At 60.5% G+C, this 25,631-nt stretch carries 23 protein-coding genes and 1 pseudogene; 9 read left to right on the top strand and 15 right to left on the bottom strand.

Going from position 1 to position 25,631, the window contains the following annotated elements; genetic code table 11:
- Positions 1–111: 111 nt before the first annotated feature.
- From leuA to ACK56M_RS12160, 8 genes are all read right to left on the bottom strand, one after another.
- The gene (gene leuA / locus ACK56M_RS12195) at positions 112–1,809 is read right to left on the bottom strand and encodes a 2-isopropylmalate synthase (RefSeq protein ID WP_100413443.1); all 1,698 of its coding nucleotides are present in this window, start codon (positions 1,807–1,809) and stop codon (positions 112–114) included.
- 50 nt (positions 1,810–1,859) lie between these two features.
- The gene (locus ACK56M_RS12190) at positions 1,860–2,888 is read right to left on the bottom strand and encodes an IS30 family transposase (protein WP_188258425.1); all 1,029 of its coding nucleotides are present in this window, start codon (positions 2,886–2,888) and stop codon (positions 1,860–1,862) included.
- A gap of 37 nt (positions 2,889–2,925) precedes the next feature.
- Positions 2,926–3,192: a hypothetical protein gene (locus ACK56M_RS12185; RefSeq protein WP_411959487.1), complete on the bottom strand. Its 267-nt coding sequence runs from the start codon at positions 3,190–3,192 to the stop codon at positions 2,926–2,928.
- Between the two features lie 10 nt (positions 3,193–3,202).
- Complete coding sequence (locus tag ACK56M_RS12180) at positions 3,203–3,709, bottom strand: GNAT family N-acetyltransferase (RefSeq protein ID WP_015270091.1); 507 nt, start codon at positions 3,707–3,709, stop codon at positions 3,203–3,205.
- Between the two features lie 91 nt (positions 3,710–3,800).
- Positions 3,801–6,239, bottom strand: coding sequence for a TonB-dependent siderophore receptor (locus ACK56M_RS12175; RefSeq protein ID WP_100413442.1), 2,439 nt, complete (start codon positions 6,237–6,239; stop codon positions 3,801–3,803).
- A gap of 77 nt (positions 6,240–6,316) precedes the next feature.
- On the bottom strand, positions 6,317–7,153 hold the full coding sequence (locus tag ACK56M_RS12170; RefSeq protein ID WP_411959486.1) for a FecR family protein: 837 nt from the start codon (positions 7,151–7,153) through the stop codon (positions 6,317–6,319).
- Positions 7,150–7,674, bottom strand: coding sequence for an RNA polymerase sigma factor (locus ACK56M_RS12165; RefSeq protein WP_015270088.1), 525 nt, complete (start codon positions 7,672–7,674; stop codon positions 7,150–7,152). The genes ACK56M_RS12170 and ACK56M_RS12165 overlap by 4 nt, the downstream gene beginning before the upstream one ends.
- Before the next feature lie 93 nt (positions 7,675–7,767).
- On the bottom strand, positions 7,768–8,154 hold the full coding sequence (locus tag ACK56M_RS12160; RefSeq protein ID WP_411959485.1) for a MerR family transcriptional regulator: 387 nt from the start codon (positions 8,152–8,154) through the stop codon (positions 7,768–7,770).
- A gap of 73 nt (positions 8,155–8,227) precedes the next feature.
- Here ACK56M_RS12160 and ACK56M_RS12155 point away from each other — a divergent pair, with 73 nt between their 5' ends.
- The 3 genes from ACK56M_RS12155 to ACK56M_RS12145 all read left to right on the top strand — a co-directional run bounded on the left by ACK56M_RS12155 (position 8,228) and on the right by ACK56M_RS12145 (position 11,924).
- Positions 8,228–9,328, top strand: coding sequence for an SDR family oxidoreductase (locus ACK56M_RS12155; RefSeq protein ID WP_015270086.1), 1,101 nt, complete (start codon positions 8,228–8,230; stop codon positions 9,326–9,328).
- Positions 9,329–9,488: 160 nt separating this feature from the next.
- Positions 9,489–11,000 (top strand): sensor domain-containing diguanylate cyclase, encoded by a 1,512-nt coding sequence (locus tag ACK56M_RS12150; RefSeq protein WP_100413441.1) that lies wholly within the window; start codon positions 9,489–9,491, stop codon positions 10,998–11,000.
- Positions 11,001–11,024: 24 nt separating this feature from the next.
- Positions 11,025–11,924, top strand: a complete 900-nt coding sequence (locus ACK56M_RS12145; RefSeq protein WP_100413440.1) for a DMT family transporter — start codon at positions 11,025–11,027, stop codon at positions 11,922–11,924.
- 48 nt (positions 11,925–11,972) lie between these two features.
- On the opposite strand, the gene ACK56M_RS12140 is transcribed toward ACK56M_RS12145, so the two are convergent.
- The 4 genes from ACK56M_RS12140 to ACK56M_RS12125 all read right to left on the bottom strand — a co-directional run bounded on the left by ACK56M_RS12140 (position 11,973) and on the right by ACK56M_RS12125 (position 17,179).
- Positions 11,973–13,226 carry an OprD family porin gene (locus tag ACK56M_RS12140; RefSeq protein ID WP_015270083.1) on the bottom strand — a complete coding sequence of 418 codons (1,254 nt, stop codon included), beginning with the start codon at positions 13,224–13,226 and terminating at the stop codon, positions 11,973–11,975.
- A gap of 58 nt (positions 13,227–13,284) precedes the next feature.
- The gene (locus ACK56M_RS12135) at positions 13,285–14,589 is read right to left on the bottom strand and encodes a CitMHS family transporter (protein WP_411959484.1); all 1,305 of its coding nucleotides are present in this window, start codon (positions 14,587–14,589) and stop codon (positions 13,285–13,287) included.
- Between the two features lie 123 nt (positions 14,590–14,712).
- Complete coding sequence (gene dctA / locus ACK56M_RS12130) at positions 14,713–16,026, bottom strand: C4-dicarboxylate transporter DctA (RefSeq protein ID WP_003256769.1); 1,314 nt, start codon at positions 16,024–16,026, stop codon at positions 14,713–14,715.
- 73 nt (positions 16,027–16,099) lie between these two features.
- Complete coding sequence (locus tag ACK56M_RS12125) at positions 16,100–17,179, bottom strand: 4-oxalomesaconate tautomerase (RefSeq protein ID WP_015270082.1); 1,080 nt, start codon at positions 17,177–17,179, stop codon at positions 16,100–16,102.
- A gap of 147 nt (positions 17,180–17,326) precedes the next feature.
- On the opposite strand from ACK56M_RS12125, the gene ACK56M_RS12120 reads away from it, so the two are divergent.
- On the top strand, positions 17,327–18,220 hold the full coding sequence (locus ACK56M_RS12120) for a LysR family transcriptional regulator (RefSeq protein ID WP_013972231.1): 894 nt from the start codon (positions 17,327–17,329) through the stop codon (positions 18,218–18,220).
- Between the two features lie 60 nt (positions 18,221–18,280).
- On the opposite strand, the gene tcuB is transcribed toward ACK56M_RS12120, so the two are convergent.
- From tcuB to ACK56M_RS12105, 3 genes are all read right to left on the bottom strand, one after another.
- Complete coding sequence (gene tcuB / locus ACK56M_RS12115; protein ID WP_054573822.1) at positions 18,281–19,462, bottom strand: tricarballylate utilization 4Fe-4S protein TcuB; 1,182 nt, start codon at positions 19,460–19,462, stop codon at positions 18,281–18,283.
- Entirely contained in the window at positions 19,443–20,897 is a 1,455-nt protein-coding gene (gene tcuA / locus ACK56M_RS12110; RefSeq protein WP_100413439.1) for an FAD-dependent tricarballylate dehydrogenase TcuA, read from the bottom strand. The genes tcuB and tcuA overlap by 20 nt, the downstream gene beginning before the upstream one ends.
- A gap of 148 nt (positions 20,898–21,045) precedes the next feature.
- On the bottom strand, positions 21,046–21,966 hold the full coding sequence (locus ACK56M_RS12105) for a LysR family transcriptional regulator (protein WP_013972228.1): 921 nt from the start codon (positions 21,964–21,966) through the stop codon (positions 21,046–21,048).
- Positions 21,967–22,349: 383 nt separating this feature from the next.
- Here ACK56M_RS12105 and ACK56M_RS12100 point away from each other — a divergent pair, with 383 nt between their 5' ends.
- The 5 genes and pseudogenes from ACK56M_RS12100 to ACK56M_RS12080 all read left to right on the top strand — a co-directional run bounded on the left by ACK56M_RS12100 (position 22,350) and on the right by ACK56M_RS12080 (position 25,630).
- The gene (locus ACK56M_RS12100; RefSeq protein WP_013972227.1) at positions 22,350–22,706 is read left to right on the top strand and encodes a metalloregulator ArsR/SmtB family transcription factor; all 357 of its coding nucleotides are present in this window, start codon (positions 22,350–22,352) and stop codon (positions 22,704–22,706) included.
- Positions 22,707–22,715: 9 nt separating this feature from the next.
- Positions 22,716–22,802, top strand: a pseudogene (locus tag ACK56M_RS12095) (arsenate reductase ArsC); the annotation flags it as partial.
- A gap of 18 nt (positions 22,803–22,820) precedes the next feature.
- Positions 22,821–23,882, top strand: a complete 1,062-nt coding sequence (arsB, locus tag ACK56M_RS12090) for an ACR3 family arsenite efflux transporter (RefSeq protein ID WP_015270079.1) — start codon at positions 22,821–22,823, stop codon at positions 23,880–23,882.
- Positions 23,883–23,885: 3 nt separating this feature from the next.
- Positions 23,886–24,602 carry an arsenical resistance protein ArsH gene (gene arsH / locus ACK56M_RS12085; RefSeq protein ID WP_054573825.1) on the top strand — a complete coding sequence of 239 codons (717 nt, stop codon included), beginning with the start codon at positions 23,886–23,888 and terminating at the stop codon, positions 24,600–24,602.
- A 23-nt stretch (positions 24,603–24,625) separates the two neighbouring features.
- Positions 24,626–25,630, top strand: coding sequence for an ArsJ-associated glyceraldehyde-3-phosphate dehydrogenase (locus tag ACK56M_RS12080; RefSeq protein ID WP_039612838.1), 1,005 nt, complete (start codon positions 24,626–24,628; stop codon positions 25,628–25,630).
- The last annotated feature ends 1 nt before the right edge of the window (position 25,631 follow it).

The raw sequence follows: 25,631 nt of genomic DNA, 5'->3' as shown, positions 1-25,631 counted from the left end.
TAACTCGAGGTCAATAGCGGTTCAGGGTTACAAGGCTGGCATTTCACCTTTTCCGCCGTGGCCGCAGCAGCATTGGTCACCACACCGCCGAACAGCGCCAGCCAGTATCCCTCAAGCCGTGGCGACCGTGCTTTTCACTGTATCGAGCAGCCCCAGGCGCGTGGCCCGGCAGACAGCACTCACCACAGCCTTGAGTGATGCCTGGAGTGTACTGCCGTCCCTGCCCACGCCAAACAGCAACTGGTTCTTGACACGTATTTCGATGTAGGCAATGGCTTCGGCCTCAGCACCATCACGCACGGCGTGCTCGTGGTAATCGGCAATATCGAAGACCAGCCCCTGCTGGGCGAACGCATGGACCAGTGCGGCCACTGGGCCATTGCCCTTGCCAGCGAACTCCAGGCGTTCACCCTCGACCAGCAGTTGAGCGTCAAGGTAAGTGCAGGCTTCGTCAGTGGTGACCATGGGGTGCAGCAAGGCGTAGGGATTACCCTGCTCCAGGTAGTTTCTGGTGAAGCACGACAAGATCATTTCGCTGGTGATCTCCCTCCCTTCACTATCGGCGACCTGCTGCACCAGGCCGCTGAACTCCATCTGTAACCGGCGCGGCAGGACGATACCCTGCTGCTCCAGGAGATAGGCCACACCACCCTTGCCCGACTGGCTGTTGACCCGGATGACTGCCTCGTAGCTGCGCCCCATGTCGGCCGGGTCGATCGGCAGGTACGGCACCTCCCAGAAACCGTCGGGGTTTTTCCGCCGTTGGGCGAAGCCCTTCTTGATGGCGTCCTGGTGAGAGCCGGAAAATGCCGTGAACACCAGCTCTCCCGCATAGGGATGGCGTGGATGGGTCGGCAACTGGTTGCAGAACTCGACCTCACGCTGGACATGGATGATGTCAGAGAAATCCAGCTCCGGGCTGATGCCACTGGTGTAGAGGTTCATGGCCAAGGTCAGGATATCGACATTACCGGTGCGCTCACCATTGCCGAACAAGGTGCCCTCGACCCGCTCGGCGCCTGCCAGGCAGGCCTGCTCGGCGGTAGACACACCTGTGCCACGGTCATTGTGCGGGTGGATACTGATGATCACGCTGTCGCGCTTGCGTACGTGGCGGCAGAACCATTCGATCTGGTCGGCGAACACGTTGGCGGTCGAAACTTCCACGGTGGTAGGCAGGTTCAGGATCATCTTGTTGGTGGGAGACGGTTCGAATACGTCTATCACCGCTTCGCAAATTTCCAGGCCAAAATCGAGCTCGGTGAAGCAGAAGGTTTCTGGTGAATACTGGTAAGTCCACTGCGTCTGCGGATTGGCCTGCATCAGCGCCTTGATCTCCCGGGTAGCCTGCGTGGCGATGCCGATGCAACCTGCGCGATCCACGCCGAACACCACATCACGAAATACGGGAGCCGTTGCGTTGTACACATGAACGATGGCACGTGGCGCCCCCTTGAGCGCTTCGAAGGTACGCTCGATCAAGTGTGTACGGGCCTGTGTCATGACCTGGATAGTCACATCTTCGGGGATCCGACCGCTCTCGATCAATTCACGCACATAGTCGAAATCGGTTTGCGATGCTGCCGGGAAGCCAACCTCGATCTGCTTGAAACCGACCTTCACCAAAAGGTCGAAGAATCGACGCTTGCGTTCGGCGTTCATCGGCTCGATCAGTGCCTGGTTACCGTCTCGCATGTCGACGCTGCACCAGGTGGGAGCGACCTTCTGGACCTGATTGGGCCACTGGCGGTCTGGCAGGTCGACTGTGGCGAAATGGCGATATTTGATTGATGGATCCTTAAGCATCATGGCGGCTTTCTCCTGGGCCTGGGCGGTTGCAGAAGCTGAGTGCAACACGGTTATTGGATTGAAGTGGGCGCATCGTGCCGCATAGCCATGGCCTTTTGCATCACCTCACTCATCATTTCGATCGGACATTTGAAATCGAAGCGCTTACGGGGACGCATATTCAGTTGCAAGGCAATGGCGTCCAGCTCCTCCTGGCTATGTACCGACAGGTCTGTGCCCTTGGGCAAGTACTGGCGAATCAGGCCGTTGATGTTTTCGTTGCTGCCGCGCTGCCAGGGGCTGTGCGGGTCGCAGAAGTAAATTGCCACCCCGGTCTGCTGGGTGATTTCAGCATGCCGCGCCATTTCTCGGCCCTGGTCGTAGGTCATGCTCTTGCGCATCGCCAGCGGCATGCCATTGAGCGCTGCACTGAAGCCTTCCATCGCCGAGGTCGCCGTCGCGTCGTTCATCTTTACCAGCATCAGGTAGCCACTGGTTCGCTCCACCAGCGTGCCTACACACGAGGCGTTGGCCTTGCCCTTGATGAGGTCGCCTTCCCAATGCCCCGGCATCAGCCTGTCTTCAATCTCCGGCGGGCGCACATGAATACTGACCATCTCGGGGATCTGGCCGCGCCGATCCACGCCACCAGAGCGCGGTCGGCGCGTCGTCTTGCCTTGGCGCAGACAGATGATCAGCTCCTTACGCAGCTCACCCACTGGCAGGGCATAGATCGCGTTGTAGATCGTCTCGCGACAGACGTAGGCTTCTCTGAGGCTGGGAATGTTCATGCTGCGCAGCTTGCCGGCAATCTGCTCGGGAGACAAACGCTCGCGCAGCATATGGGCCACCAACTGGAAGCGCTCACTACTCGGCAAGAGCTTTCGTTTCGGTCGACAGCGTTGGCGGCGGGCCTGCATTTGCTGCTGGGCCAGGCGGGCCGAGTAGCCACCGCAAGCACCTCGGTTACGGCGCAGCTCACGGCTGATGGTCGAAGGGGATCGGTTGATCAAGCAGGCAATCCTGCGCAGGCTGAAGCCTTGGGTACGACCGATTTGAATGGTGGCGCGTTCTTCAACGCTGAGTTCGGAATAAGACATAGGGGCAGCACCGTACCGGAAAGGTCAGGTGTTGCACTCAGTTTTTGCCGCCGCCCTGTGTAACACCTTGTACTTGCCCGTGGTGGACAAGCCAAAATATTGGATCCAATTTACACAGAACCTGGCTTACCTCGATTGCGTTATTCAGCATCAATTCGGCAACTTGCGAACATTTATTGTTATAAAAAATGAAAAAATGGATTTTAATATCGAAAAATGAAAATAGGCAGCCACAGACTGCCTTCAGCACCATCCCGTCGGAAGCTACAGCCCCAAAATCCGGCAAAGGCGAATGCGCCTTCATGAAAAAGCGCTTATTGGCTTGCTTCCGTCTCCTCTTGCTTGAAGATACGGAACCCTCGCGCCTGATAATTTCGAAGCGCGGCAGGATGGTCGAAGGTGCAGGTATGTACCCACACCCGCTCTGTACCGCTCCATCCCCACGCAGATCGGACAGCATGGCTCAGGAGCGCTCCGCCGAAGCCACACCCCAGGAATTGAGGTGCCAGCCCGAAGTAGCGTATCTCTGCGTTACTGCCATCGGGGCGATAGAGCTCGTAATAGCCAGCTATCGCACCACGGTAATAGGCAACCCAGGTACGGTGGCAATCCTGTTCGACGAGTGCCTGCCAGTCAGAAATCCCCCAGGTGTCAAGATCGCCCCACTCCCAAGGTGTGCCTACCAGCTTGTACAGAAACCGATTGAATTCCGCCTGAGGCACTTCACATTCAATGATCTGGAGTTCGTGAGGCTGTGGTTTTTCCTTCAGCTCGGATGCCGAGACCATTTCCAGATAATAAGTGGTGCAAGACCGTTCCATCGTAGACTCCCTACCCTACAAGCCAGCTATTGGTGTGAAACATGACAATGACCACCGGGGCCGACATCGAGCCCGGTGGTTTTTCACTACCTTACCAATTGTGCGTGTAACTGGCAGTCAATACCGTGCCGGGTGCCGGCAAGTGGCTGGTGTTGTTGTTATTGCGCAGCAACTGGCTGTAGAGCGGGTAGTAGTCGCGGTTGAACAGGTTCTGGATGCCGACGCTCACCTTGTCGTCTGCGGAGATCTGGTACTGGCTGACCAGGTCGACTGTCGTATAACTGCTAACCTGATGTCGACCAAAGCTGTCCACCCCATCGAGCCTGTAGTCCTTGGCATCGAAGAACGTGGCTTGCAAGCGGTTGCTCCAATCCAGGGTCGGCTTGTATTGCACGTAGGCGGTCAGCTTCAGCGGCGGAACGCGATAGCCGGTCATGTCTTGCCAGTCTTTACCGTCCGGTTTTTCTCGTCCGCGCATCCAGGTCGCACTCCCCCCTGCGCCCCACACAGCATCGTCCGACAGCCAATCGGCACTGGCTTCAGCACCGTAGATACGCTCCTTGGTGCGGGTCAGAATCAGGCCGTTGTTGAAACTTTGTACATCCCCCAGTTTGGAGGTGGTGTAGAACAGCGCCAGGGTGCCGAGTGTGTTGCTGCCCAGGTCTCCTCGCCAGCCAAGCTCATAGTTGTTGGTCTTGACCGGTTCCAGGTTCGATGCGCCGATGTCGAAGCCACGGCGCGCATTGCGCAGTTGGATGCCCACGTCGGGCAACTGGAAGCCCTGGCTGAAGGAGGCGTAGATTTCCTGGCCGAGTACCGGCGAGTAGACGATGCCCAGGTTCGACAGCACCGCATCGTAATGAATGTCGCCACCCTTCACCGCCACCGGGGAGGCAGCCGTGGACTCGGACAACGGAACGAAGTCATCGAATTCGGCGGTGGAGTATTCGTAGCGCAGGCCGCCGTCGACCGACCAATGCTCATCGAAGCGATGCTGCAGCTGGGCGAAGGCACCGGCGCTTCGCGTCCTCAGCGGGGGCATGTAGGTGAGCTTGCCGGTCTTGTCGAAAACCAGGCCGCCACTGGCGTCATAAGCCGCCGGGTCGAAGACATCGAGCGGCATGTCGCTGCGCTCCTGGTTATAGTCACCACCCCACACCAGTTCGGTACTGCCGCTGTCGCCAATTGGCGTGCGCAGCGTCAGGCGGCTTCCGAAGACTTCGCTGTTTTGCATGATCTGGTCAACATTGCCGCCGCGGGTGGCAACGGCACGGGCATCGAACGGGGTGAAGCGTGTGAAGTAGTCCCGGTAGTACATCTGGGCAGAAAGCCGGCTCCCGAGGATGTCGAGATTTTCATACTCCAGGTTCACCAGCGTGTTGCGAATGCGGTTCTGCTCGTCAAGATCCAGGCCCTTGATCGCATTGGCCGGCACAGAGCCAGCAGGGAGTTTCGCGACGCTTGGGTCGGTAGCGTAATCGGTGTCCTGGCGGGCATCGTAGTGGCTGACTGCAAGCTGCACTCGCTGGTTCTCGTCAATGTGCAGCCCCAGCTTGCCGCCAATGTTGTAGATGTTCGAATCGAACAGGTCGCCTTGGCTTGGCTCCGGGGCGATCCGGTCACCGTGCGCATCATACGAGGCACCGATATGGCGGGTACCGAAGTCGAACGAGTAGTCCACCGCGCCCTGAGAGCCGGCGAAATATTGCTGGAACTGCCCCCCCAGGCCATCGCTGCCAAGGCGGGTCAGCGGCGAGGTCGCGCTCAGGCTGGTTTCGGCGCGGTTTTCACCACCCGCGGGCCGTGTGGTAATGGAGATGATGCCCCCCGTGGCGCCGCTGCCGTAGATGGCGCTGCTGCCACGAATGACTTCGACCCGTTCGATCAGTGCCGGGTCGATGTTGGCCAGGTTGCGCGAGGAGTCGCGGTTGGTATTGAGCGGCACCCCGTCGACCATGACCAGCATGCTGCGCCCGCGCAGGGTCTGGCCATACTCGGTGACGGTGCGGCTGGAGTCGGACATGCCGGGAACCGCCTTGGCCAGTACCGTAGCCAGGCTCTCTGACCCCTGGCGCAGCTCCTGCAGTTGTTCATGCTCGAGAATGGTGGATTGCCGCGTCGCGGAAACCAGGCTGCTGCTGGTGCGCGAGGCGGTGATTTCCGTCTGGGCCATTTCCACGGGTCCGCTCTGGATTCCAGCACTTGATGCAGGGCCCCCCTGCGCGACGATGACGAACGTGCGCTCATCCTTGGCCTGTACCTGCAAGCCAGTATCCTTGAGCAGCGTTTGAAGTGCTTCCTCGGGTGTGAACCGCCCCTTCACCGCAGGCGCGTTTCGGCCTGCACCAAGATCGCTGGCGAAGATGATCTGTACCGAAGACTGCTGTGCGAGCGCGTTGATGGCCTCGCCCAGCGGTGCAGCGGGGAGATCCACGTTCACCTTTTCCCGGCCCTGGGCCGACATTGCGATGAGCAGGCTACTGGCAAGCAATGACAGGCGTAGCTGGCGACTGCGGAGGGGAAAATGCACTTCTCGAGTTCCTTTTTGTGGTTGGGCTTTTTCAGTAGCCGCCATGGGGATCGAGAAACCCTACCTGCGCCTGAGAATTATTTTCTTGTCGGTTTGCGTTGAATCCGGACGCTGCCGTCCCCTACCTGCAGCACGGCGACAGGCAGGATGCTGGGCAGCAGATCCAGTAGCAGGTCGACATTGCGCGCTTCGAACACCCCCGTCACCTGGAGTGCGGCCAGGCTTGGGTCGCTCAGCTCGATGGGGGCCTTGCGATAGTGGCGCAACAACGACACCGCTTCATCCAGCGGCGTCTGCTCGAACACGATGCGATCATCTTTCCATGCCATCGCCTTGGAGGCGTCAGCCTTTGCAACCGGCATCAGTTGCCCGCCAATCGAGTCGACCTGTTGCCCTGGCCTCAGGGTGACAGGCGCCTGTGCTGCAGTTGCAGCGGTGACGTCCACGCGCCCACGGGCCAGGGTCACACGCACCGCGTCGTTATCCAGCCGGCGGACATTGAACAGCGTACCGAGCACCTCGACTTTCGCCATGCCAGCGGACACTACGAAGGGGCGGTACACGGCCGAGGACACATCGAAAAGCGCCTGCCCTGCGCGCAGGTCGACTTCGCGGCTGAGCAGACGCCAACTGATATCGACATGCGTGCCACTGTCGAGCAGCAGCTTGCTTCCATCGCTCAGCAGCACAGCGCGCCGCTCACCAATGGCGGTAGCGAAACGCTCGCTCTTGTAGGCAGGGTTCAGCCACGCCAGGGCCGCAAAGGCGATCGCAACCGCTAGTGTAATGCCGGCCGACTTCACCGCTTTGGAGGGCGCTGGCCTGAACGGCGGCATGGGGAACAGCTGCTTGAGCTCTTCACGATGTCGCCCCAGTGCCTCGTCCAATGGCGCCTGTTCGGGCTGCTTGGTCATGGATGCACCTCATCGCGCCCAAGCCGTTGCCTGCACGCCGCCAACCCCAGGCGCAGATGCTTTTCCACAGTCTTCAGGGAAATACCGAGGCGCGCAGCTACTTCTGCCTGGGGGATTTCGTGAATCTTGTGCATGACGAAAACAGCCTGGCAGCGTGGTGGGAGGTCTGCGATAGCGTTGACGAGCAATTGAAACTCGCGCGCGCTGTCATACCTGGTCACCGGGGTGGCTGCCGGGCAGGCCACCTCTGGCAGCTCGGAAATTGCCTCTACCCAGGCGCCTCGGCGGCGATCGCTACGATAGCGGCTCACGGCGGTGTCGTGGGAGATTTTTCGTAGCAGGGCCAGTGGGGTTCTGACGTCTTCTTTCTCACCGCGCTCAAGCAACTGCACACACACGTCATGCACTACATCGCGCGCCACGCTTCTGTCGCCGAAGCGTCGGCGAATGTGGTCCACCAGCTCGTCATAGTGACGGACCAATGTAGACAGCAGCGACGGTTTGGCGGGATCGAACGACACGATGCATCCTGGATAAGAGGTAGGCCTCGAAAACAAGACACAAGTGTAAATGAGAAATAATTGCGAATAAACAAGCTACAGCATCGAGCCATGCTAAACCGAGAGAGGGCGAGGAATGGTCAGACCGTTGGCAATGGCACTGGCTTCCAGCTTTGCACGCTCCGCATCCAGAAACACATAGGCGGCTTGCAGCGTGGTGATCTTCGCTTGAATTTCGGCCATCTTGCCGGCTACCAACATCGCGCCTTGGGCGCAATCGATCGTGTTACCGCGCTTGGCCACAAGGATTTCGCCAATCTCGGCGAGCGAAAAACCGCCGCTCTGGGCACTTTGAATAAAGGCCAGATCGACAACGGTCTGGTCGCTGTAGCTGCGGTAATTGTTGGCTTGGCGATGGGCCACGATAAGCCCGAGTTGCTCGTAATAACGCAATGTATGGCGGCCCACCCCACTCCGGCGCTCCAACTCTCCGACATTCACGATAAAAATTCCTTGACTGTAGAGTAGGCTCTACACCTTAGCCTGCGCCGATCATCCAGACAAGGATTCAGATATGAGCGTGGAATGCTTCGTCACTGGCGGCAGTGGGTTTGTGGGTCAACATCTGCTGGCCCATCTTACCGCGACAGGGCACAAGACCTGGGTGCTCATGCGCAACCCTGCAAACATCGAACGCCTCAAAGAGCAGGTAGGCCAACTGGGAGGTAATCCCGCGTATTTAAACGCAGTTGAAGGAGACATCAGCAGGGATGGGCTTGGACTCAGCGAAGCAGACAGGCAATGCGTAACTTCGGCCGCCGTGGTCTTTCACCTCGCGGCGCAGTTTACCTGGGGCCTTACAATGGAACAGGCCCGCGCAGTCAACGTACACGGGGCGCTGAGGGTCGCCAGGCTTGCGGCGAGCCAGCGTATCCGCTTGCTGATGGCTGGCGGTTATATGCTGCAGAACCTTACCCATCTTGCAAGTATCGGGGTTGATAACGCGCACCCTGAAAACACCAATTGGCCTGCAGTATACGGCCGTGTCGGGGGCTACGAAGGCAGCAAGCTGGAGTCCCATTTCTCGGTCGTCCGTTACATGCAGGAGGTAGGCGCAGATTACTCGATCGTTCATCCTGCTACGGTATGTGGTCACAGCGAGAGTGGGCATATCCCTGAAGGTCAACCTCTGGTGGACCTCATCAGAAACCTGGCACTGGGCCGGTTCAAGGCTGTCCCCGGCTCCGCCAGGCACTGGTTGCCGCTGGTCAGCGTTGATTACCTGGTAAAGATGATGACCTGCGTGGCGTTCGACCCATCAATGGTCAACCGGCAGGTCCTGGCGCTGTATGAGCACACGCCGAACCTGCAGGGTATGCTTGAGCAAATGGCACAAACGCTGGATATAGAGCCCCCCCGCCGCCATGTACCCATAGGGTTGCTGAAGTGGCTGTTGGCGATTCCAGGACTGGCCAACCGATTATCGATCAGCGCGGAGTCACTGAACTTCATCCAGACGCAGCGGTTCGACATGAACGACAGCCAGCAACTGGAACGAAAGTATCAGTTGGCCCATCCCGACATGACGCGAACTTTGGAAAAGACGGTGCGCTACGTTGAGGGTTACTTGCCCAATCGTCATGTTGATACTTCTGCATACCCTGCCGGAAGATAACAAACGGGTTCTGATAGAACGCGTGATTCTGTCGAACATTCCAGCAACTTCGGTGTTATATTGTTGCACATGAACCGGATGGTTACTTCCTGACCGTCTGGTTAGTTAAAGCGTGCCGACGCTCAACTTGGTCTTTAGGGAAAAAGGCGTGTGAATTGACGTGAAGCGTGACATCCACCTCGTTGTGCTACTGCTATCGGTCATCGGTTGCTCTCTCGCCTCGCTAACGCTGTGGAAGGTCATGGCTTCTCGCGAGCGTGCCCTGGAAGACGTCAATGTCCATGGCCTTAACCTGACCCAGGCATTGTCCACCTATTCGGAAGGTATTGTCCGTCAGAGCTCAATGCTACTGCTCGGGCTGGTCGAGCGCCTGGAAACCGAAGGCTCCGGACCTGCGCAGATCGAGCGGCTGGATCAACTGGTCAAGCGCCAGCAACCATTGATGCCGCCAATGAGCGGCATCATGATCTACGCCAGGGACGGACGCTGGCTGATGTCGTCCAACCAGCCGACCCCCGTCGGTGCCAACAGCAGCGACCGCGCCTTTTTCATACACCATCGTGACGACCCGTCCCGCGACCCTTTCATCGGCCTGCCAATCCGTAGCCGCGTCAACCAGGAATGGGTGATCACCATCAGCCGACGGTTCAACGATGACCATGGCGAATTCGCCGGCGTTGTCGCCATGACGCTTGGCGTGGAGAACTTCCTGCAGCTATTCGGCAAACTCGATGTCGGCCATGAGGGTGCCATCGGGCTGGCCTATACCGACGGTTCCATGCTGGTGCGCTACCCGTTTCGGGAACAGGACATGGGTCGCAACTTTTCGAAGTCGCCCATCTTTACCAAGTATCTCGTCGACCAGTCAGCAGGCACTGCATCGTTCACCTCCAGCCTGGACGGCGTGGAGCGCCTCTATGCGTTTCGCAAGAGCGACAAGCTACCTTTGGTGACAACGGTCGCGCTGGGCAAGCAGGAGGCACTCTCGGCCTGGCGGCTCGAGGCGCTGCTGTCAACGCTGGTGGTCGCTGTGCTGCTGGCACTGACCGGGGCCATTGGCTGGCTGTTGATTCGCGCCATGAGCCGGCGAAATGCGGTCGAAAGCGAGCTTCGACTGACCCAGCAACGGCTACTCGACAGCAACCAGCAGCTCGAGAGCCTGGCGATGCACGATGCGCTCACGGGGCTTGCCAACCGGCGCTGCTTTGACGAAGCGCTGACTCAGGAAATCCGCACGGCCCATCGCAATGGCACCACGCTGGCTTTGCTGATGATCGACATCGATCATTTCAAACCCTACAACGACACCTACGGGCATCCGGCGGGCGATGCCTGCCTGCAGCAGATAGCCTCCCTGCTCTCTTCCTGCATTCGCCGCCCTCGCGACCTGCTGGCACGCTACGGGGGGGAGGAAATGGCGGTAATCCTGCCCGATACCGACAACGATGGAGCGGCCGTCGTCGGCAGGCTGATGCTCGAGCGCCTGGCTTTGCAAGCCATCCCTCACAACGGCAGCCCATTCGGACACATAACCGCCAGTATCGGCATCGCCTGCTCCAAAGGTACGGCCCTGGACAGCGCGCCATCACTGATTGAGCGCGCCGACCGGGCGCTCTATATCGCCAAGCAGGCCGGCCGCAATCGCCTCCATGTCGACCGGTCGAAGACATAAAGCCAAATAACAAGGAATGTATAAATGCAATCTCAATTCAGCAAAGGCTTGCTCTTTGCACTCTGCGCCGCTGCACTGAATGCAACGATCGGTGTACTCAGCAAGGTATTGATGAACAGTGGATTCAGTTCCAGCAGCATCGCCCTGATAAAAACAGTCCTCGGCTGCCTGTTGCTGTCAGCACTGCTACTGATCCTCAAGCGGCCACTGCATACGGCCAAATGGTTCCATGCCGCCGTTTGCGCCTTTCTCGGCATTTTTGTGCTGTTCCACTTTGAGACTTCGGCCTATAGCCATTACGCCGCGGCAGGCGTCGTGGTGATCCTGATGGCAAGCGCGTCCATTTCTTCGATATTACTGGGACGGATAGTCCTCAAGGATCCAATCACCGCCAATGCGACAGTAGGCGCCGGTTTGACCATAGCCGGTATTGCCGTGATTTTTGGAGCCGACCTGGACCAAGGCTTCACGCTGCAAGGCGCAATGCTTGCTGCGACTGGGGGCTGCGGCTACGGTGCATTTTCGGTTGCCATGAAGCGCATGGGCGTTTCCGGGGGGCTGCATTTCACTCGGCAACTATTGTTTTTCGGCAGTCTCTACCTGCTGATGCCGGCTGCAACCGATGGGTTCATCATTGGTGAACTGTCGCTGGGAGCGGTCCTGGCATTGCTGGCGCTGGCTGCGTTGCCGACTATCCTCGGCTTCTTCTGTACCACCAAGGCCATCGAGTACCTGAAACCCTCGCAAGTCCAGGCGCTGGAGCTGACCGAGCCGCTGTTTGCCGCACTGCTGGCGTTCGTGGTGCTCAATGAAGTACCGCGGGACACGTTGTACCTGGGGGCCGGGCTAATTCTCTTCGGCCTGTGCTTCTCCAATGAGCTGATCCGACTGGGCAGGAAAGCGCCACAGCCGTCCAAAGCATGAAACGCGTGCGAGCAAGCACCTCGAGGCATGCATGCTCGCACGGCCGCATTACCAGATCGCAATATCGTAGGTCAGGTAGATCCGGTTGCTGTCGCGCCCTCGGGAAAAGTCAGAGCGGTAGACGTAGTTGCGAAGCTTCACACCCAGACCTTTCACAGGCCCGGATTGCACCACGTAGGCAAGCTCCACATCACGCTCCCACTCGCTGAGCCCGGCTTCACCGGAACGACCGTTGTCCCCGCTCAGGTAACGCGCCATGAAGGTCAGCCCGGGCACACCGGCCGCTGCAAAGTTGTAGGCGTAGCTCGCCATCCAGGTTTTCTCTTCCTCCTCGATGAACTTGCCTATGCCAACGTTACTGAACGAGTAAACCGTCGCGCCGCTGATGTACGGCAGCCCTGCCTCGCCGTCGAGCACCTGGTAACCGGCACCGACAGTGTGCCCGGAGTGGGTATAGGACAACTGCCCGCTGAACATGTCATTGTCGATCTGGCCGCCATGAGCGGCTCCGCTGTCGCGGCTCTTGAAATAGCGCAAGTCGGTGGTGAACACCCCTCCACCCAACGGCAGGTCGTGTACCAGGCCGGCATAGTCCTGGCGATAGAAGTGTTCGAGCTGGCCGTGGAAATAGCTCAGGCGCAGCTGCTTGCTGACGGCATAGTCGGCACCGGCAAAGTTGAAATCGCCAGACTCGCCGCCACCATAACCATCCAGGAACAGACCGGTGCTGTCCGAGGAGTCCCGCTGCTTGAAGCGGTCCAGGTGGCCGGCGGTCAGGGTCAGGCCATCGACATCGGTACTGGTCAGCTGCGTACCCTGGTAGGTCTGAGGCAACAATCGTGCATCGTTGTACACCAGCACCGGTGTCTTGGGCAGCAAGGTGCCATGCTTGACGATGGTCTGCCCCAGTCGCGCCTTGGCGGTTACCCCGGCACTGGCGAACTCGTCCGCGGCACGGCCATCGTCATGCACCGGCAGCAAGCCGGTACCGCTGCGGCCGCGGCCCGAATCGAGACGGACGCCTACAAGCCCCAAGGCATCGAGCCCCAGGCCCAGCGGGCCTTGGGTGAACCCTGATTGGTAGTCGAGCAGAAAACCCTGCGCCCATTCCACCCGCTCGCTCTTTGCAGTTGCAGCAGCACGGGCGCTCATGCCTTGTTCGTCGCGGAAGTTTTCGTTGAAGTAAACGTTGCGCAGCTGCAGCTTGAGCTTGCCGTCGTCGATGAATCCGGCAGCGCCGGCCACAGGCAGCCAGCCGCAAAGCAGGCCACAGGTGGCCCGGCGGAAAACAGTTCGGGACATTTTCGATACTCTGTTGTTGTTCTTGGATGAGGTGGGCGCCAGCGGCGCCCGAAGCAGATCAGACGAAGAAGGACAAGGCACCCGTGACCAAGGCCAGTGCGGTGATGACCAGTGATGTCAGCACCGCCCATTTCACGGTGGCCTTCTGGAAGTCGCCGATGTCGCGATCGACCATGCCCACCAGCAGCAAGGTCGAGGCCACCAGCGGGCTCATCAGGTGCACTGGCTGCCCCAGCACCGAGGCGCGGGCGATTTCAACCGGGTCGATGCCGTAGGCGGCCGCAGCGTTGGCAAGGATCGGCACCACGCCAAAGTAGTAAGCGTCGTTGGACAGTACGAAGGTCAGCGGCATGCTGGTCAGCGCCACCACCAGCGGGAACCAGTGGCTCCACGCCTCGGGAATCCAGTCGACCAGGGTCTGAGCCAGCGCATCGACCATCTTGGTACCCGAGAAGATCCCCGCGAAGATGCCTGCGGCGAATACCAGCAGTACCACTGTCATGGCATTGCCAGAATGGGCGAGGATGCGCTCTTTCTGCAGATCCAGCTGCGGGTAGTTGATCATCAGCGCCGCGACGAAACCGATCATGAACAACAGTGCGGAATGCATCACGCCCATCACCAGCGCTGCCATGACGGCAATCACCAGCACCAGGTTCACATACGCCAGGCGTGGGCGCTTATGTGGGCTCTCGCCGAGGATCTCCTTGATGTAGCAGTTGCCGCCACCCGACTCCAGGGCGATGTTGCCGATGCGTCGGCGCTCGGCGCGGCCCAGCAGGAACGCGGTGAACACCACCCAGGCCGCACCGCCGATCACGGTGGGCAGCATCGGGATGAAATACTCGGTCGCATCCAGCCCGAGCGCGGCAATGGCCCGGGTGGCCGGCCCACCCCAAGGGCTCATGCCACTCATGATGCTCAGCGACAGCATGGATACCGTGGCCAGGATCATCGGGTTCATGCCGATGCGCTTGTACAGCGGCAGCATGGCCGCACAGGTAATCATGTAGGTGGTGGTGCCATCACCGTCGAGCGCCACCAACAGCGAGAGCAGCGCGGTACCGATGGCGATCTTGACCGGGTCGCCATTGACGCGCTTGAGGATCTTGCGGATCAGCGGGTCGAACAGGCCGGCATCGATCATCAGGCCGAAGAACAGGATGGCGAACAACAACAGGGCCGCCGAGGGCGCCACCATTTTCAAGCCATCGAGCATCATCTTGCCCAGCTCGGGGGCGAAGCCGCCGATCACTGCAAAGACAATGGGTACCACGGTGAGCGCAACGATTGGCGACAGGCGTTTGCTCATGATCAGGTAGGTGAAGGTCACCACCATGATCAGGCCCAGGAGTACGAGCATGGTCTTTTCTCTTGTTTTTATTCTATTGCGGCCATCGGCAAGGCAGACGGCCCCCTACCCCACTCGGCATCGCTGGGATGCTGAGTGGGATTCTAAGTCAACTAGGGAAGGTGAAGAGGCTTTTCAGCCGTGATGCCGGGGCTCGGCAGACCAGTCGGCCTGCGCAATATCCGCCTCGTCCGGTGCAGCCGGAATGCCGTTCAGGCGGCGCAGCAAGGTTTCCCGCTCACAGGCATTCTCCGACAGCGAGATGACCACCGTGGCCACGGCATTGCTGGCCAGGCTGGTCAGGGCACGCGCCTCGGACATGAAGCGATCGATGCCGATCAGCAAGGCAAGCCCTGCCAATGGGATGTCGTGAATGACGGTCAAGGTCGAAGCCAGCGCAACGAAACCACTACCGGTCACACCCGCCGCGCCTTTTGACGACAACAGCATGATCGCCAGCATCGTCACCGTCTGGCCAAGGCTCAGGTCGATGTTGCAAGCTTGAGCGATGAAGACCGCCGCCAACGACAGGTAGATGGCAGTACCGTCGAGGTTGAAGGAGTAACCGGTTGGCAGTACCAGCCCGACCACACCTTTCTTGCAGCCCAGTTTCTCCAGCTTTTCCAGCATGCGCGGCAGTACAGGCTCGGTGGACGAGGTGCCGAGCACCACCAGAAACTCCTCGCGGAAATAGCGCAGCAGCTTCCACAAGCTGAAGCCATGGGCACGGCAGATGCCGCCAAGCACCACCAGCACGAAAAACGCACAGGCGATGTAGAGCGTACCTACCAGCTTGGCCAGTGCACCCAGGGACGTCACGCCATACTGCCCGACGGTGAAGGCCAGGGCACCGAAGGCGCCGACCGGTGCGAAACGCATCAGGTAGCCAAAGATGCGAAACACCATGGTCGAGGCAGACTCCAGCACATCGAGTACCGGCTTGCCCTTCTCGCCCATCGAAGACAAGGCGAAGCCGCTGAGCACCGCGATGAACAGCACTGGCAACACTTCACCCTTGTTGAACGCCCCGATGAACGTGTCGGGAATGATATGCATGAAGAAGTCGACCACGCTGAGCTTCGCCGCAGATGCGGCGTACTGGCCGAGCCCCGCAGTGCTGAGAGTGGCAGGGTCGATGTTCATGCCGACACCAGGACGGAACAGGTATACCGCTGCCAGGCCGATCATCAGGCTGATGACAGTCAATACCAGGAACAGCAGCAAGGTCTTGCTCATCAAACGCCCGAGGGAGCGCTTGTCGGTCATCCCGGCGATACCGGTGACGATGGTGCAGAAGACCACCGGCGCGATCATCATCTTGATCAGCTTGATGAACGCATCACCCAGGGGCTTGAGCGCAACGGCCTGTTGCGCCCAGAAGTGACCGACCACCACGCCCAGCAGGACGGCGCAGAGGATCTGGAAGTACAGCGATTTGGCGAGTCTCATGAGGCATCACCCATTGTTGAAATTGTGCGGATGCGCTTGTTGCGAATGTACAGGTCTGGACTACCGCCTGGGCCTACCCCGCCAACCTGCGGAATGTAGGCGCGTAAACGAAGCCTGAGAACAACCGCCGGGCGGTTCGCACCACAGAGGCCTGAATCGTCTTGCCATCTGCGCCACTGCGCGACAGCGCGACATCAATACCGCCGCTTGGATGTTCCAGACGCACTTCGGTCAACTGCACGGCGCCCTCGCCCAGCAGATCGCCGATCACCGTACCTGGGCTGACGCAGGCAGTCGCCAGCCCTATCGCTCCGGTGATGGCCAAGGCGCGGTGGCAGTTGTGTGGCATGAAGTAGCGAACCTGCAACGTGCCGTCATAACGGGGCTTGGACACCAGAACAGGCTTGGGGATGACCATGCCGCTGACATCACCCAGGCCCATGGCCTTGCCGGCCTTCAGGCGCAACGCCTCGAGGCGCTCGAGCAGTTCGCCGTTGGCGTCGAGTTCGGCCGGGGATTCCGAGCCGGTGACGCCCAGCTGGCTGGCCTCCACCACCATCATCGGCATGGCCATGTCGATGCAGGTGACTGCAACGCCGTCGATCACATCCTTGGCCTTGCCAGTCGGGAACAGTTTGCCGGTCTTGCTGCCGACCGCATCGAGGAAGGTCAGGTGTACCGGGGCGGCAGTGCCCGGTACGCCATCGATCGCCGTGCGGCCTTCATAGCGCACGATGCCGCCGGGGGTTTCCACCAGCGAATTGACGAAAGTGCCGGTGTTCAGGTTGCGAATACGCACCAGCGTCTTGCCGTCCTGGCCTTTGACAAGACCTTGCTCGATGGCGAACGGGCCAACGGCGCACAGCATGTTGCCGCAGTTGGGCGCCGTATCAACCCGGCGCTGGGCGACCATGACCTGCACGAACAGGTAGTCGACGTCGGCGTCGGCATGCAGCGAGGGGCTGACAATCGCTACCTTGCTGGTCTGCGGGCTACCGCCACCGATGCCGTCGATTTCCAGTTCATGCCCGGAACCCATCAGGTTGATCAGCAATTCGTCGCGTTCGACCACATTGGCAGGAAGGTCCCATGCATGGAAAAAGGGGCCCTTGGAGGTGCCACCGCGCATGAGTACGCAAGGAATTCGTTGCATGATTTCGCACTCTTGTTGATCAATGGACATCATTGATGCTGTGGACAAAAGATTGACAGGGATGGATAAATCAATCCAATGCAAATATCGTAGTTATTGTTCCGATTTGAGCATCAATACCGAACCCAATGCCAAGAGCGATCCGAGATGGAATATGAGCTGCAAGACATACGATCTTTCGTGAAAATCGCCGAACTCGGCAGCTTCCACGAAGCCGCAGAAGCGCTGCACCTGTCCCAGCCCGCCTTGAGCCGACGGATCAAGAAGCTCGAGGAAGGCTTGGGCACTTCGTTGCTGGAACGCACTACTCGTCGCGTCAGTCTGACCAGCGTCGGGCGTGACTTCCTGCCCAAGGCCAGGCGCCTGCTGGATGACTTCGAAGACTCGATCCTGAGCATTCGCGAACTCGCAGAACGACAGACCGGCCAGGTAACCCTCGCCTGTATTCCGACCGCAGCGTTCTATTTCCTGCCATCGGTGATCCGCGACTACAACGAGCAATACCCCAAGATCCGCATTCGTCTGCTGGACCTCAGTGCCAACGACGGGCTCGAAGCCGTGCTGCGGGGTGAAGCCGATTTCGGCATCAACATGATGAGTGGCCAGCACCCGGACATCGAGTTCGTCTCCCTGGTACAGGAGCACTTCGTGCTGGCCTGCCGCAGGGACCACAAGCTGGCGAACCGTGAGGCCGTCACCTGGACAGAACTGGCCGACTACCGCCTGATCGGCGTAGGCCGGCTTAGCGGTAACCGGATGCTGCTGGACCATGCCCTGTCCGGGCTCAACCTGCGGCCCAAGTGGTTCTATGAGGTTCAGCACCTGTCGACCTCGCTGGGCATGGTCGAGGCCGGGCTGGGCGTGTCGGCCATGCCCAGCCTGGCCATGCCCAGCGCCGACCACCCGACGCTGGTCAGCGTGCCGCTGATCGAGCCCCAGGTAACCCGCACCCTGGGGTTGGTCTACCGCAGAGGGGCGTCGCTGTCGCCGGCAGCGGAGAAGTTCGTGTCGATCCTGCTGGACAAGTGGCCCAACCGTTGAACGAAATGCCTTGCTTCCGGCTCGGCACGGCGCAGGGGAAATACGGACTGAGTTCATGGTTCACTCCCCGCCCAGGCCCAGCTTGTTGGGCCGGCGCTTCTCGATTGCAAACTTGAGCAGTGCCGCGCTGCGGAACAGGCCATGGGCAAACTTGCCATAGGGCAGCGTGATGAACAGCGCCATCACCGTCCCCAGGTGAAGCGCCAGCACGATCGCCATCGCTGCGGTATCACGCAGGCCCAGCAAGGCGAGGCCTGTGGCGCTGACCAACAGCAGAAGCAGAATGAAGGCCCGGTCCATGGGGCGCTGGGCCACATCGCCCTGCTCCGGCGCCCTGCGCAGGTTCAGCGCCAGCAACCCGGCCGGCCCGACAATCAAGCCAATTCCGCCCAGGGTTCCGAGCAACACCGGTGCACTCAGCAGCGGGTACGGCGCCTGCTGGCCCAGCAGGTAGTGATAACCGGTGGCGACCACCGTGGCGGCAAAGCACAGCATGAAGCCGTAGAAGGTGAAGTGATGGAAGCGACGGCGCCAGAGCGTGTAGCGATCATCGGCATTGTTGCAACCTTGACCGTGCCCACCGTCGAGGTATTTCAGGGTCAACACCGCGCTTGATGCCTCGAACACCGCCCCTTTGGCCGGTTGCGCCAGCGCCTCGGCAGGCGAGACCGAGCGCCAGAAGCGACGTACCGCCACCGCCAGGGCCAGCGCTGCAGCGGCAAAGACGCTACCGAACATCAGTGCCAGGGTGTTGTGCGGGAAGACCGCATAGAAATTCCCAGCCAACCGCCCGGGCAGCAGCGTGCCGTTGACGAACAAGGTCAGCAGCAGGAACAGCGACAAGGCTACGGCCAATGCACTGGCGACATAGGTGCCGTTGTGCCTGTACAGCCGCCCGAAGAGGGCCGGCCAGGCGTACTCGGCGTATGTCTGCCCCCGCACCTTGGCCATCGCCTGGGGCACGTTCACCGCGAATTCGTGGGGCTGCGCGTACTGGCAGGCATGCAGGCAGGCGCCGCAGTTGTGGCACAGGTTGGCCAGGTAATGGATATCGGCCTTGCCGAACTCCAGCCTGCGGGTCATCGCCGGGAAAACCGCGCAAAAGCCCTCGCAGTAACGGCAGGCATTGCAGATCCGCATTTGCCGGTCCACTTCCTGCTCCTCGACGTTCAATACCGGGATCAGTTCGAGGGCCGGCCCGGCGGTGTCAGGCTGGCGTGGCTCAGGCAGTTGCGCAGTCATGGCTCTTCTCTTTTTCTGGATGTTCGTAACCCGCCGCCGCAGCAGCGCTGGTCCCGGCGATACGGCCGAAGGCGGTGCCGATGGACATGCCGACGCCTGCGGTGTAGCCCTTGCCCAGTACATTGCCCGCCATCATTTCACCGGCAACGAACAGGTTCGGGCTGGGACGCCCGTCGAAATGGACGGCGGCGGTTTCATCGGTGCGCAGCCCCAGGTAGGTGAAAGTCACGCCAGGGCGCAGCGGGTAGCCGTAATAAGGCGGCGTATCGATCGGGCGCGCCCAGTGGCTTTTCGCCGGTTCCAGGCCTGCGGTGTGGCAGTCGTCCAGCCGGGTGTGGTCGAAAGTGCCCACCTGGCAGGCTCGGTTGTAGGCATGCACGGTTTCGAGGAAGGCCTGCACAGGCAAACCGAGCAGGCCGGCCAACGCCTCCAGGCTATCGGCAGTGGCACCCGGAAAAACCGGTGGCATGAAGCGCCCGGGAGCTTTCTGGTCGATGATAGAGAACCCCACCTGCCCAGGCTGATGCGCCACCAGGCGCCCCCAGATGGCATAGCGCTTGGGCCAGAAATCCTCGCCTTCATCGTAGAAGCGCTGGCCATCGCGGTTGACCACCACGCCCAGCGACACACAATCGATGCGCGTGCAAATGCCGCCGTCGTACAACGGCGCACGAGCATCGATCGCCACCATGTGCGCCTGGGTCGGGTCGCCAATCGTGTCGGCGCCCTGTTCGATCATGCGGCGCAACAGCACCCCGTCATTGAAGCGCGTGCCACGGATCAGGAAATTGTCCGAAGGCCACTCCCCTCGCTCGTTCTGCCCCCACGCCTCGCGCAACCACTCACGGTTGGACTCGAAGCCGCCGGCGGCAAGCACACAGGTACGCGCCTCGATGCGCTCGGCAGGCAGGTGTCGCCCCTGAACCTCACGCGCCGGCACATGGGCCGCGACGAAGCGTCCGCCCTGCAGTTCGATGTCGGCTACTGGCGTGTCGTAGCGTATCTGTACGCCAAGGTTTTCGGCGCTGCGAAAGTAGGCATTGACCAGTGCCTTGCCGCCGCCCATGAAGAAGGCGTTGGTCCTTGCTGTGTGCAGCGCACCCGACAATGAGGGCTGAAAATGCACGCCATGGCGGCGCATCCACCCGCGACAACTGGAGGACGCGCGAATCACCAGCCGCGCAAGCTTTTCGTCGGTCTGGCCACCGGTAACCTTCAGCAGGTCCTGCCAGAATTCTTCTTCCGGGTACGCCTCGACCAGCACATCCTGCGGTCCATCATGCATGCACCTCAGGTTGCGCGTGTGTTGTGAGTTGCCACCACGCCAGGCGCGGGGTGCGGCCTCGAGCAGCAGCACGCTGGCTCCGGCCTCTCGCGCCATCAGCGCGGCACAGAGGGCGGCATTGCCCCCTCCGATGACTAGCACATCGATCATTTCGCCTCCAGATCACGAAGAGCCGAATGTTCGGCTGCTCCTCGTGACCGGGGACTTTAATGAGCGCCCGCAGACCGCGAAACGCGATGGTCGGGGGGAGGCATTCAGTTTTTCTAAAGGGTCGGAACAAGCGCCCCCGTCGCCTGGGTCAAAGCAGCCGTGCGCCTGGCCATCGGCCCTGCTCCACCAGCTCCCGGGCAACGTCCTGCAGTACGATCCGCGTAGCCAGCGCCGCCGGTGAGAGCTCGTCATCAGTCAGGCTGACAATCACATTGCGACGCTGCGCCAGGGCTTCGTCGACAGCAAACACGCGCAGGCCCGCCTGATGCGCCCGGGCCACTGTCGCGCCAGGTTGGATGGTGGCGGCATGGCCCGCACACACGCAATCCATCAACAGCGACAGGCCATCGACTTCCATGACGATGCTGGCCTCCAGCCCTGCCCGCTCGAAAATCGAGCGCAACGTCGTGCGCAATCCATGCTGGTTGCTGGGCATCACCAACGGCAACGTCGCGATCTGTTGCAATGTGAGCGACTCGCCCCAGCCGTCCTTGACCAGCGGTGCGGGAACCAGCACGAACAGCCGCTCCGTCAGCAGCCCCCGCACCTCCAGGCGCGGCCCCGTCTCTGCCTGGAACAGCACCGCCAGGTCAAGGTGCCTGGCATTGAGCTGGTTCATCAGATAACCAGACAGCATTTCCACCAGGTGCAGCCGGATGTCGGGATAGCGTTCGCGCATCCTGTCGATCAAGGCAAGGCCAAGAATCGAAGCCGTGGTCGGAGCCAGCCCCACGCTGGCATAGCCGCTCATGCGGCCACTTTGAGCTGCCAGCACAGCATGTTCCGCCTGACGAAGCGCAAGACGCGCATGGTATTCGAAGGCCAGTCCGGCCGCGGTCGGCGCTACGCCGGTGCTCGAACGCGTCAAAAGCCGGGTACTCACCTCGCTCTCCAGCTTCGACAACTGCTGGCTCAAAGCCGAGGCGCCAACCCCTAGCTCGACCGCAGCCCTGCCAAGGCTGCCGTACTCCAGAACACTCAGGAAATAGCGAAGCTGACGTAACTCCATACAGATCTCTTCAACGATGGGGGCAGGCCTGGAGCATGTTAAACGTATTTGCACAGCCTTGATTGACAGAACGCTACCGTGCCTCATCAAGTTGACAGGGACCCTGTGGGAGCGGCCTTGTGTCGCGAAAGGGCCGCAAAGCGGCCCCAGGCTTGATGCGCAACAGTTGAAATTGCTGGGGCTGCTTTGCAGCCCTTTCGCGACACAAGGCCGCTCCCACAGGGATCGCGCCAGTTTTGGGAATTGAGCAAGGCCGTTGCTTTCACAAGGTGCGCAGAACAGATCCGGCGGCCTTGCAATACATTCGAAAATCCGTATATTCGAAAAAACATATACATTGAATGCCCCGCCATAGGCACCAGCTGCCCGCGCCGAGAACGCCCATGACTGACTCGCTGACCCCGACCCAGGTCTTCAAATGCCTCGCCGACGAGAACCGCATTCGGATGATGCTGCTGATCGCTCGCGAGGAAGAGCTGTGCGTCTGTGAACTGATCTGCGCCCTGGAAGAAAGCCAACCCAAGGTTTCTCGCCACCTCGCACAACTGCGCACCTGCGGCCTGCTTGAAGACCGCAGGCAGGGCCAATGGGTTTACTACCGCCTGCATCCAGAACTGCCCGCCTGGGTACGCGATGTGCTGGTAACCACGCTGGAAGCCAATCGCGAATGGTTGAGCACCAGCGCCAAACGACTGGACACCATGGGTGACCGCCCTCAGCGCGTCGCTGCCTGCTGCTGACCACTGCCGAGAAAAAAGGCATTTCTCGCATTGCCTTTCGAACAACTGGATGCAGCCCGGCTCAAGGCTGAGCTGGCGATCATCGGAACGCTCTGACGTTCAGGGAGATACACCATGAGCAAAAGCCGGCTTTCCTTCCTCGACCGCTACCTGACGGTCTGGATCTTCCTGGCCATGGGCCTGGGGATCACTCTCGGCAGCCTGTTCCAGGGGTTGCCAGCGTGGCTGAACAGGCTGTCGGTGGGCTCGACGAACATCCCCATCGCAATCGGCCTGATCGTCATGATGTACCCGCCATTGGCGAAGGTGAAATACGAGGAGTTGCCACAGGTCTTCAAGAACAAGCGCATCCTTGCCCTGTCGCTGATCCAGAACTGGGTGATCGGCCCGGTGTTGATGTTCGGGCTGGCAGTAGTGTTCCTTTCCGACAAGCCCGAGTACATGACCGGCCTGATAATCATCGGCCTGGCGCGTTGCATCGCCATGGTGCTGGTATGGAACCAGATCGCCGGCGGCAATAACCAGTACGTGGCCGGCCTGGTCGCCTTCAACAGCATTTTCCAGATTCTGTTCTTCAGCGTGTACGCCTGGATCTTCCTGGGCCTGCTGCCGCCACTGTTCGGCCTGGAAGGTAGCGTCATCGAGACCAGCTTCCTCGATATAGCCCAATCGGTGTTGATCTACCTGGGTATCCCGTTCCTGGCCGGTTTCCTGACCCGCAAGACCCTGATAAGCCGTAAAGGCGCCACCTGGTACCAGGAGCACTTCATTCCGAAAATCAGCCCGCTGACCCTCGTGGCGTTGCTGCTGACCATCGTTGCAATGTTCAGCCTGAAAGGCGACATGGTGCTGCAACTGCCGCTGGACGTGCTGCGCATCGCCATCCCGCTGACCATCTATTTCGTGGTGATGTTCTTCTTCAGCTTCTGGATGGGCAAGCTGCTGGAGGCCGACTACCCCCGCACCACTGCGCTGGCCTTCACCGCTGCAAGCAACAATTTCGAACTGGCCATTGCGGTGGCCATCGCCACCTTCGGCCTCGCCTCGCCGGTCGCGTTTGCCACCGTCATCGGGCCCTTGGTGGAAGTGCCGGTACTCATCTCGCTGGTTGGCGTGGCCTGGTGGCTCAAGCGTCGCTGGTTCGATCAGCCATCTGGCGCCTTGTCCCAGGAGTGAAACATGACCGAACACCACATTCCCAACATCGACAACGACCTGGTCGATCTGCCGACAGCCGAGAAACTGGCAATCGCGCAACAGTCCACCCACAAGCCTCGCATCCTGCTGCTGTACGGATCGACCCGCGAACGCTCCTTCAGCCGCCTGCTGACCGAAGAAGCCGCCCGCCTGCTGGAGCATTTCGGTGCCGAGACGCGCATCTTCAACCCGTCCGGCCTGCCACTGGCGGATGACGTGCCCGATGACCACCCCATGGTCAAGGAACTGCGCGATCTGGTGTTGTGGTCCGAAGGCATGGTCTGGTGCTCGCCGGAACGCCACGGTGCAATGACCGGCGTGTTCAAGTCGCAGATCGACTGGATCCCCCTGAGCATGGGCGCCGTACGGCCGACCCAGGGAAAGACCCTTGCGGTCATGCAGGTATGCGGTGGTTCGCAGTCGTTCAACGTGGTCAACCAGTTGCGCGTGCTTGGCCGCTGGATGCGCATGTTCACCATCCCTAACCAGTCGTCCGTGCCCAAGGCCTACCTGGAGTTCGACGAAACGGGCCGCATGAAACCGTCCCCGTACTACGACCGTGTCGTGGATGTCATGGAAGAGCTGGTGAAGTTCACCCTGCTGTTACGCGACCGCGCCGACTACCTAGTCGACCGCTACTCCGAGCGCAAGGAGTCGGCCGAGGAATTGTCCAGGCGTGTCAATCAACGATCCATCTGAAGTCACAACTCGAGAACAAGACCATGGCAATCAAAGTAGGCATCAATGGGTTTGGCCGTATCGGTCGCCTGGCGCTGCGCGCGTCCTGGGGCTGGCCGGAATTCGAATTCGTCCAGATCAATGACCCGGCCGGCGACGCCGAGACCCACGCCCACCTGATCAACTTCGATTCGGTCCACGGCCGCTGGCAGCGTGAAGCCGGGGCAGAAGGCGACTCGGTGGTGATCGAGGGCAAGCGCATCAAGGTCACTGCGAACAAGGCGATCGCCGACACCGACTGGTCGGGCTGTGACCTGGTCATCGAAGCCAGCGGCAAGATGAAGTCGGTAGCCGTGCTCCAGGCCTACCTGGACCAGGGCGTCAAACGCGTGGTGGTCTGCGCGCCAGTGAAGGAGAAAGGCGCGCTGAACGTGGTGATGGGCGTCAACCAGCACCTGTTCGACCCGGCGCAGCACCGTATCGTCACCGCCGCTTCCTGCACCACCAACTGCCTGGCCCCAGTGGTCAAGGTGATTCACGAGAACCTGGGCATCCGCCACGGCTCGATCACCACCATCCACGACCTGACCAATACCCAGAGCATCCTCGATACACCGCACAAGGACCTGCGTCGCGCCCGCGCCTCGGGCATGAGCCTGATCCCGACCACCACGGGCTCGGCTACCGCAATCGCCGAGATCTTTCCTGAACTGCGCGGCAAGCTGAATGGGCACGCCGTACGTGTACCGCTGGCCAACGCCTCGCTGACCGACTGCGTGTTCGAAGTGGCACGCGAGACCACTGCCGAAGAGGTAAATGCGTTGTTGAAGGCGGCTGCCGAAGGCCCGTTGAAGGGTATCCTAGGCTACGAACAGCGACCGCTGGTGTCCATCGACTACCGCACCGACCCGCGGTCCTCCATCATCGATGCGCTATCGACCCTGGTGGTCAATGGTACCCAGGTGAAGATCTACGCCTGGTACGACAACGAGTGGGGCTACGCCAACCGTGCAGCGGAACTGGCCCGAATGGTCGGCACGGCGGAGTAAC

Source organism: Pseudomonas sp. s4 (assembly GCF_046764235.1).
GTDB classification, from domain to species: domain Bacteria; phylum Pseudomonadota; class Gammaproteobacteria; order Pseudomonadales; family Pseudomonadaceae; genus Aquipseudomonas; species Aquipseudomonas asiatica.
The sequence above is the reverse complement of the archived record's forward strand: the minus strand, read 5'-3'. Positions and strand labels throughout refer to the sequence as shown.

Coding starts and splice junctions, on each gene's coding strand:
- leuA (WP_100413443.1), bottom strand. CDS start 1,809: ATGATGCTTAAGGATCCATCAATCAAATATCGCCATTTCGCCACAGTC.
- ACK56M_RS12190 (WP_188258425.1), bottom strand. CDS start 2,888: ATGTCTTATTCCGAACTCAGCGTTGAAGAACGCGCCACCATTCAAATC.
- ACK56M_RS12185 (WP_411959487.1), bottom strand. CDS start 3,192: ATGAAGGCGCATTCGCCTTTGCCGGATTTTGGGGCTGTAGCTTCCGAC.
- ACK56M_RS12180 (WP_015270091.1), bottom strand. CDS start 3,709: ATGGAACGGTCTTGCACCACTTATTATCTGGAAATGGTCTCGGCATCC.
- ACK56M_RS12170 (WP_411959486.1), bottom strand. CDS start 7,153: ATGACCAAGCAGCCCGAACAGGCGCCATTGGACGAGGCACTGGGGCGA.
- ACK56M_RS12155 (WP_015270086.1), top strand. CDS start 8,228: ATGAGCGTGGAATGCTTCGTCACTGGCGGCAGTGGGTTTGTGGGTCAA.
- ACK56M_RS12145 (WP_100413440.1), top strand. CDS start 11,025: ATGCAATCTCAATTCAGCAAAGGCTTGCTCTTTGCACTCTGCGCCGCT.
- ACK56M_RS12140 (WP_015270083.1), bottom strand. CDS start 13,226: ATGTCCCGAACTGTTTTCCGCCGGGCCACCTGTGGCCTGCTTTGCGGC.
- ACK56M_RS12135 (WP_411959484.1), bottom strand. CDS start 14,589: ATGCTCGTACTCCTGGGCCTGATCATGGTGGTGACCTTCACCTACCTG.
- dctA (WP_003256769.1), bottom strand. CDS start 16,026: ATGAGACTCGCCAAATCGCTGTACTTCCAGATCCTCTGCGCCGTCCTG.
- ACK56M_RS12125 (WP_015270082.1), bottom strand. CDS start 17,179: ATGCAACGAATTCCTTGCGTACTCATGCGCGGTGGCACCTCCAAGGGC.
- ACK56M_RS12120 (WP_013972231.1), top strand. CDS start 17,327: ATGGAATATGAGCTGCAAGACATACGATCTTTCGTGAAAATCGCCGAA.
- tcuB (WP_054573822.1), bottom strand. CDS start 19,462: ATGACTGCGCAACTGCCTGAGCCACGCCAGCCTGACACCGCCGGGCCG.
- tcuA (WP_100413439.1), bottom strand. CDS start 20,897: ATGATCGATGTGCTAGTCATCGGAGGGGGCAATGCCGCCCTCTGTGCC.
- ACK56M_RS12105 (WP_013972228.1), bottom strand. CDS start 21,966: ATGGAGTTACGTCAGCTTCGCTATTTCCTGAGTGTTCTGGAGTACGGC.
- ACK56M_RS12100 (WP_013972227.1), top strand. CDS start 22,350: ATGACTGACTCGCTGACCCCGACCCAGGTCTTCAAATGCCTCGCCGAC.
- arsB (WP_015270079.1), top strand. CDS start 22,821: ATGAGCAAAAGCCGGCTTTCCTTCCTCGACCGCTACCTGACGGTCTGG.
- arsH (WP_054573825.1), top strand. CDS start 23,886: ATGACCGAACACCACATTCCCAACATCGACAACGACCTGGTCGATCTG.
- ACK56M_RS12080 (WP_039612838.1), top strand. CDS start 24,626: ATGGCAATCAAAGTAGGCATCAATGGGTTTGGCCGTATCGGTCGCCTG.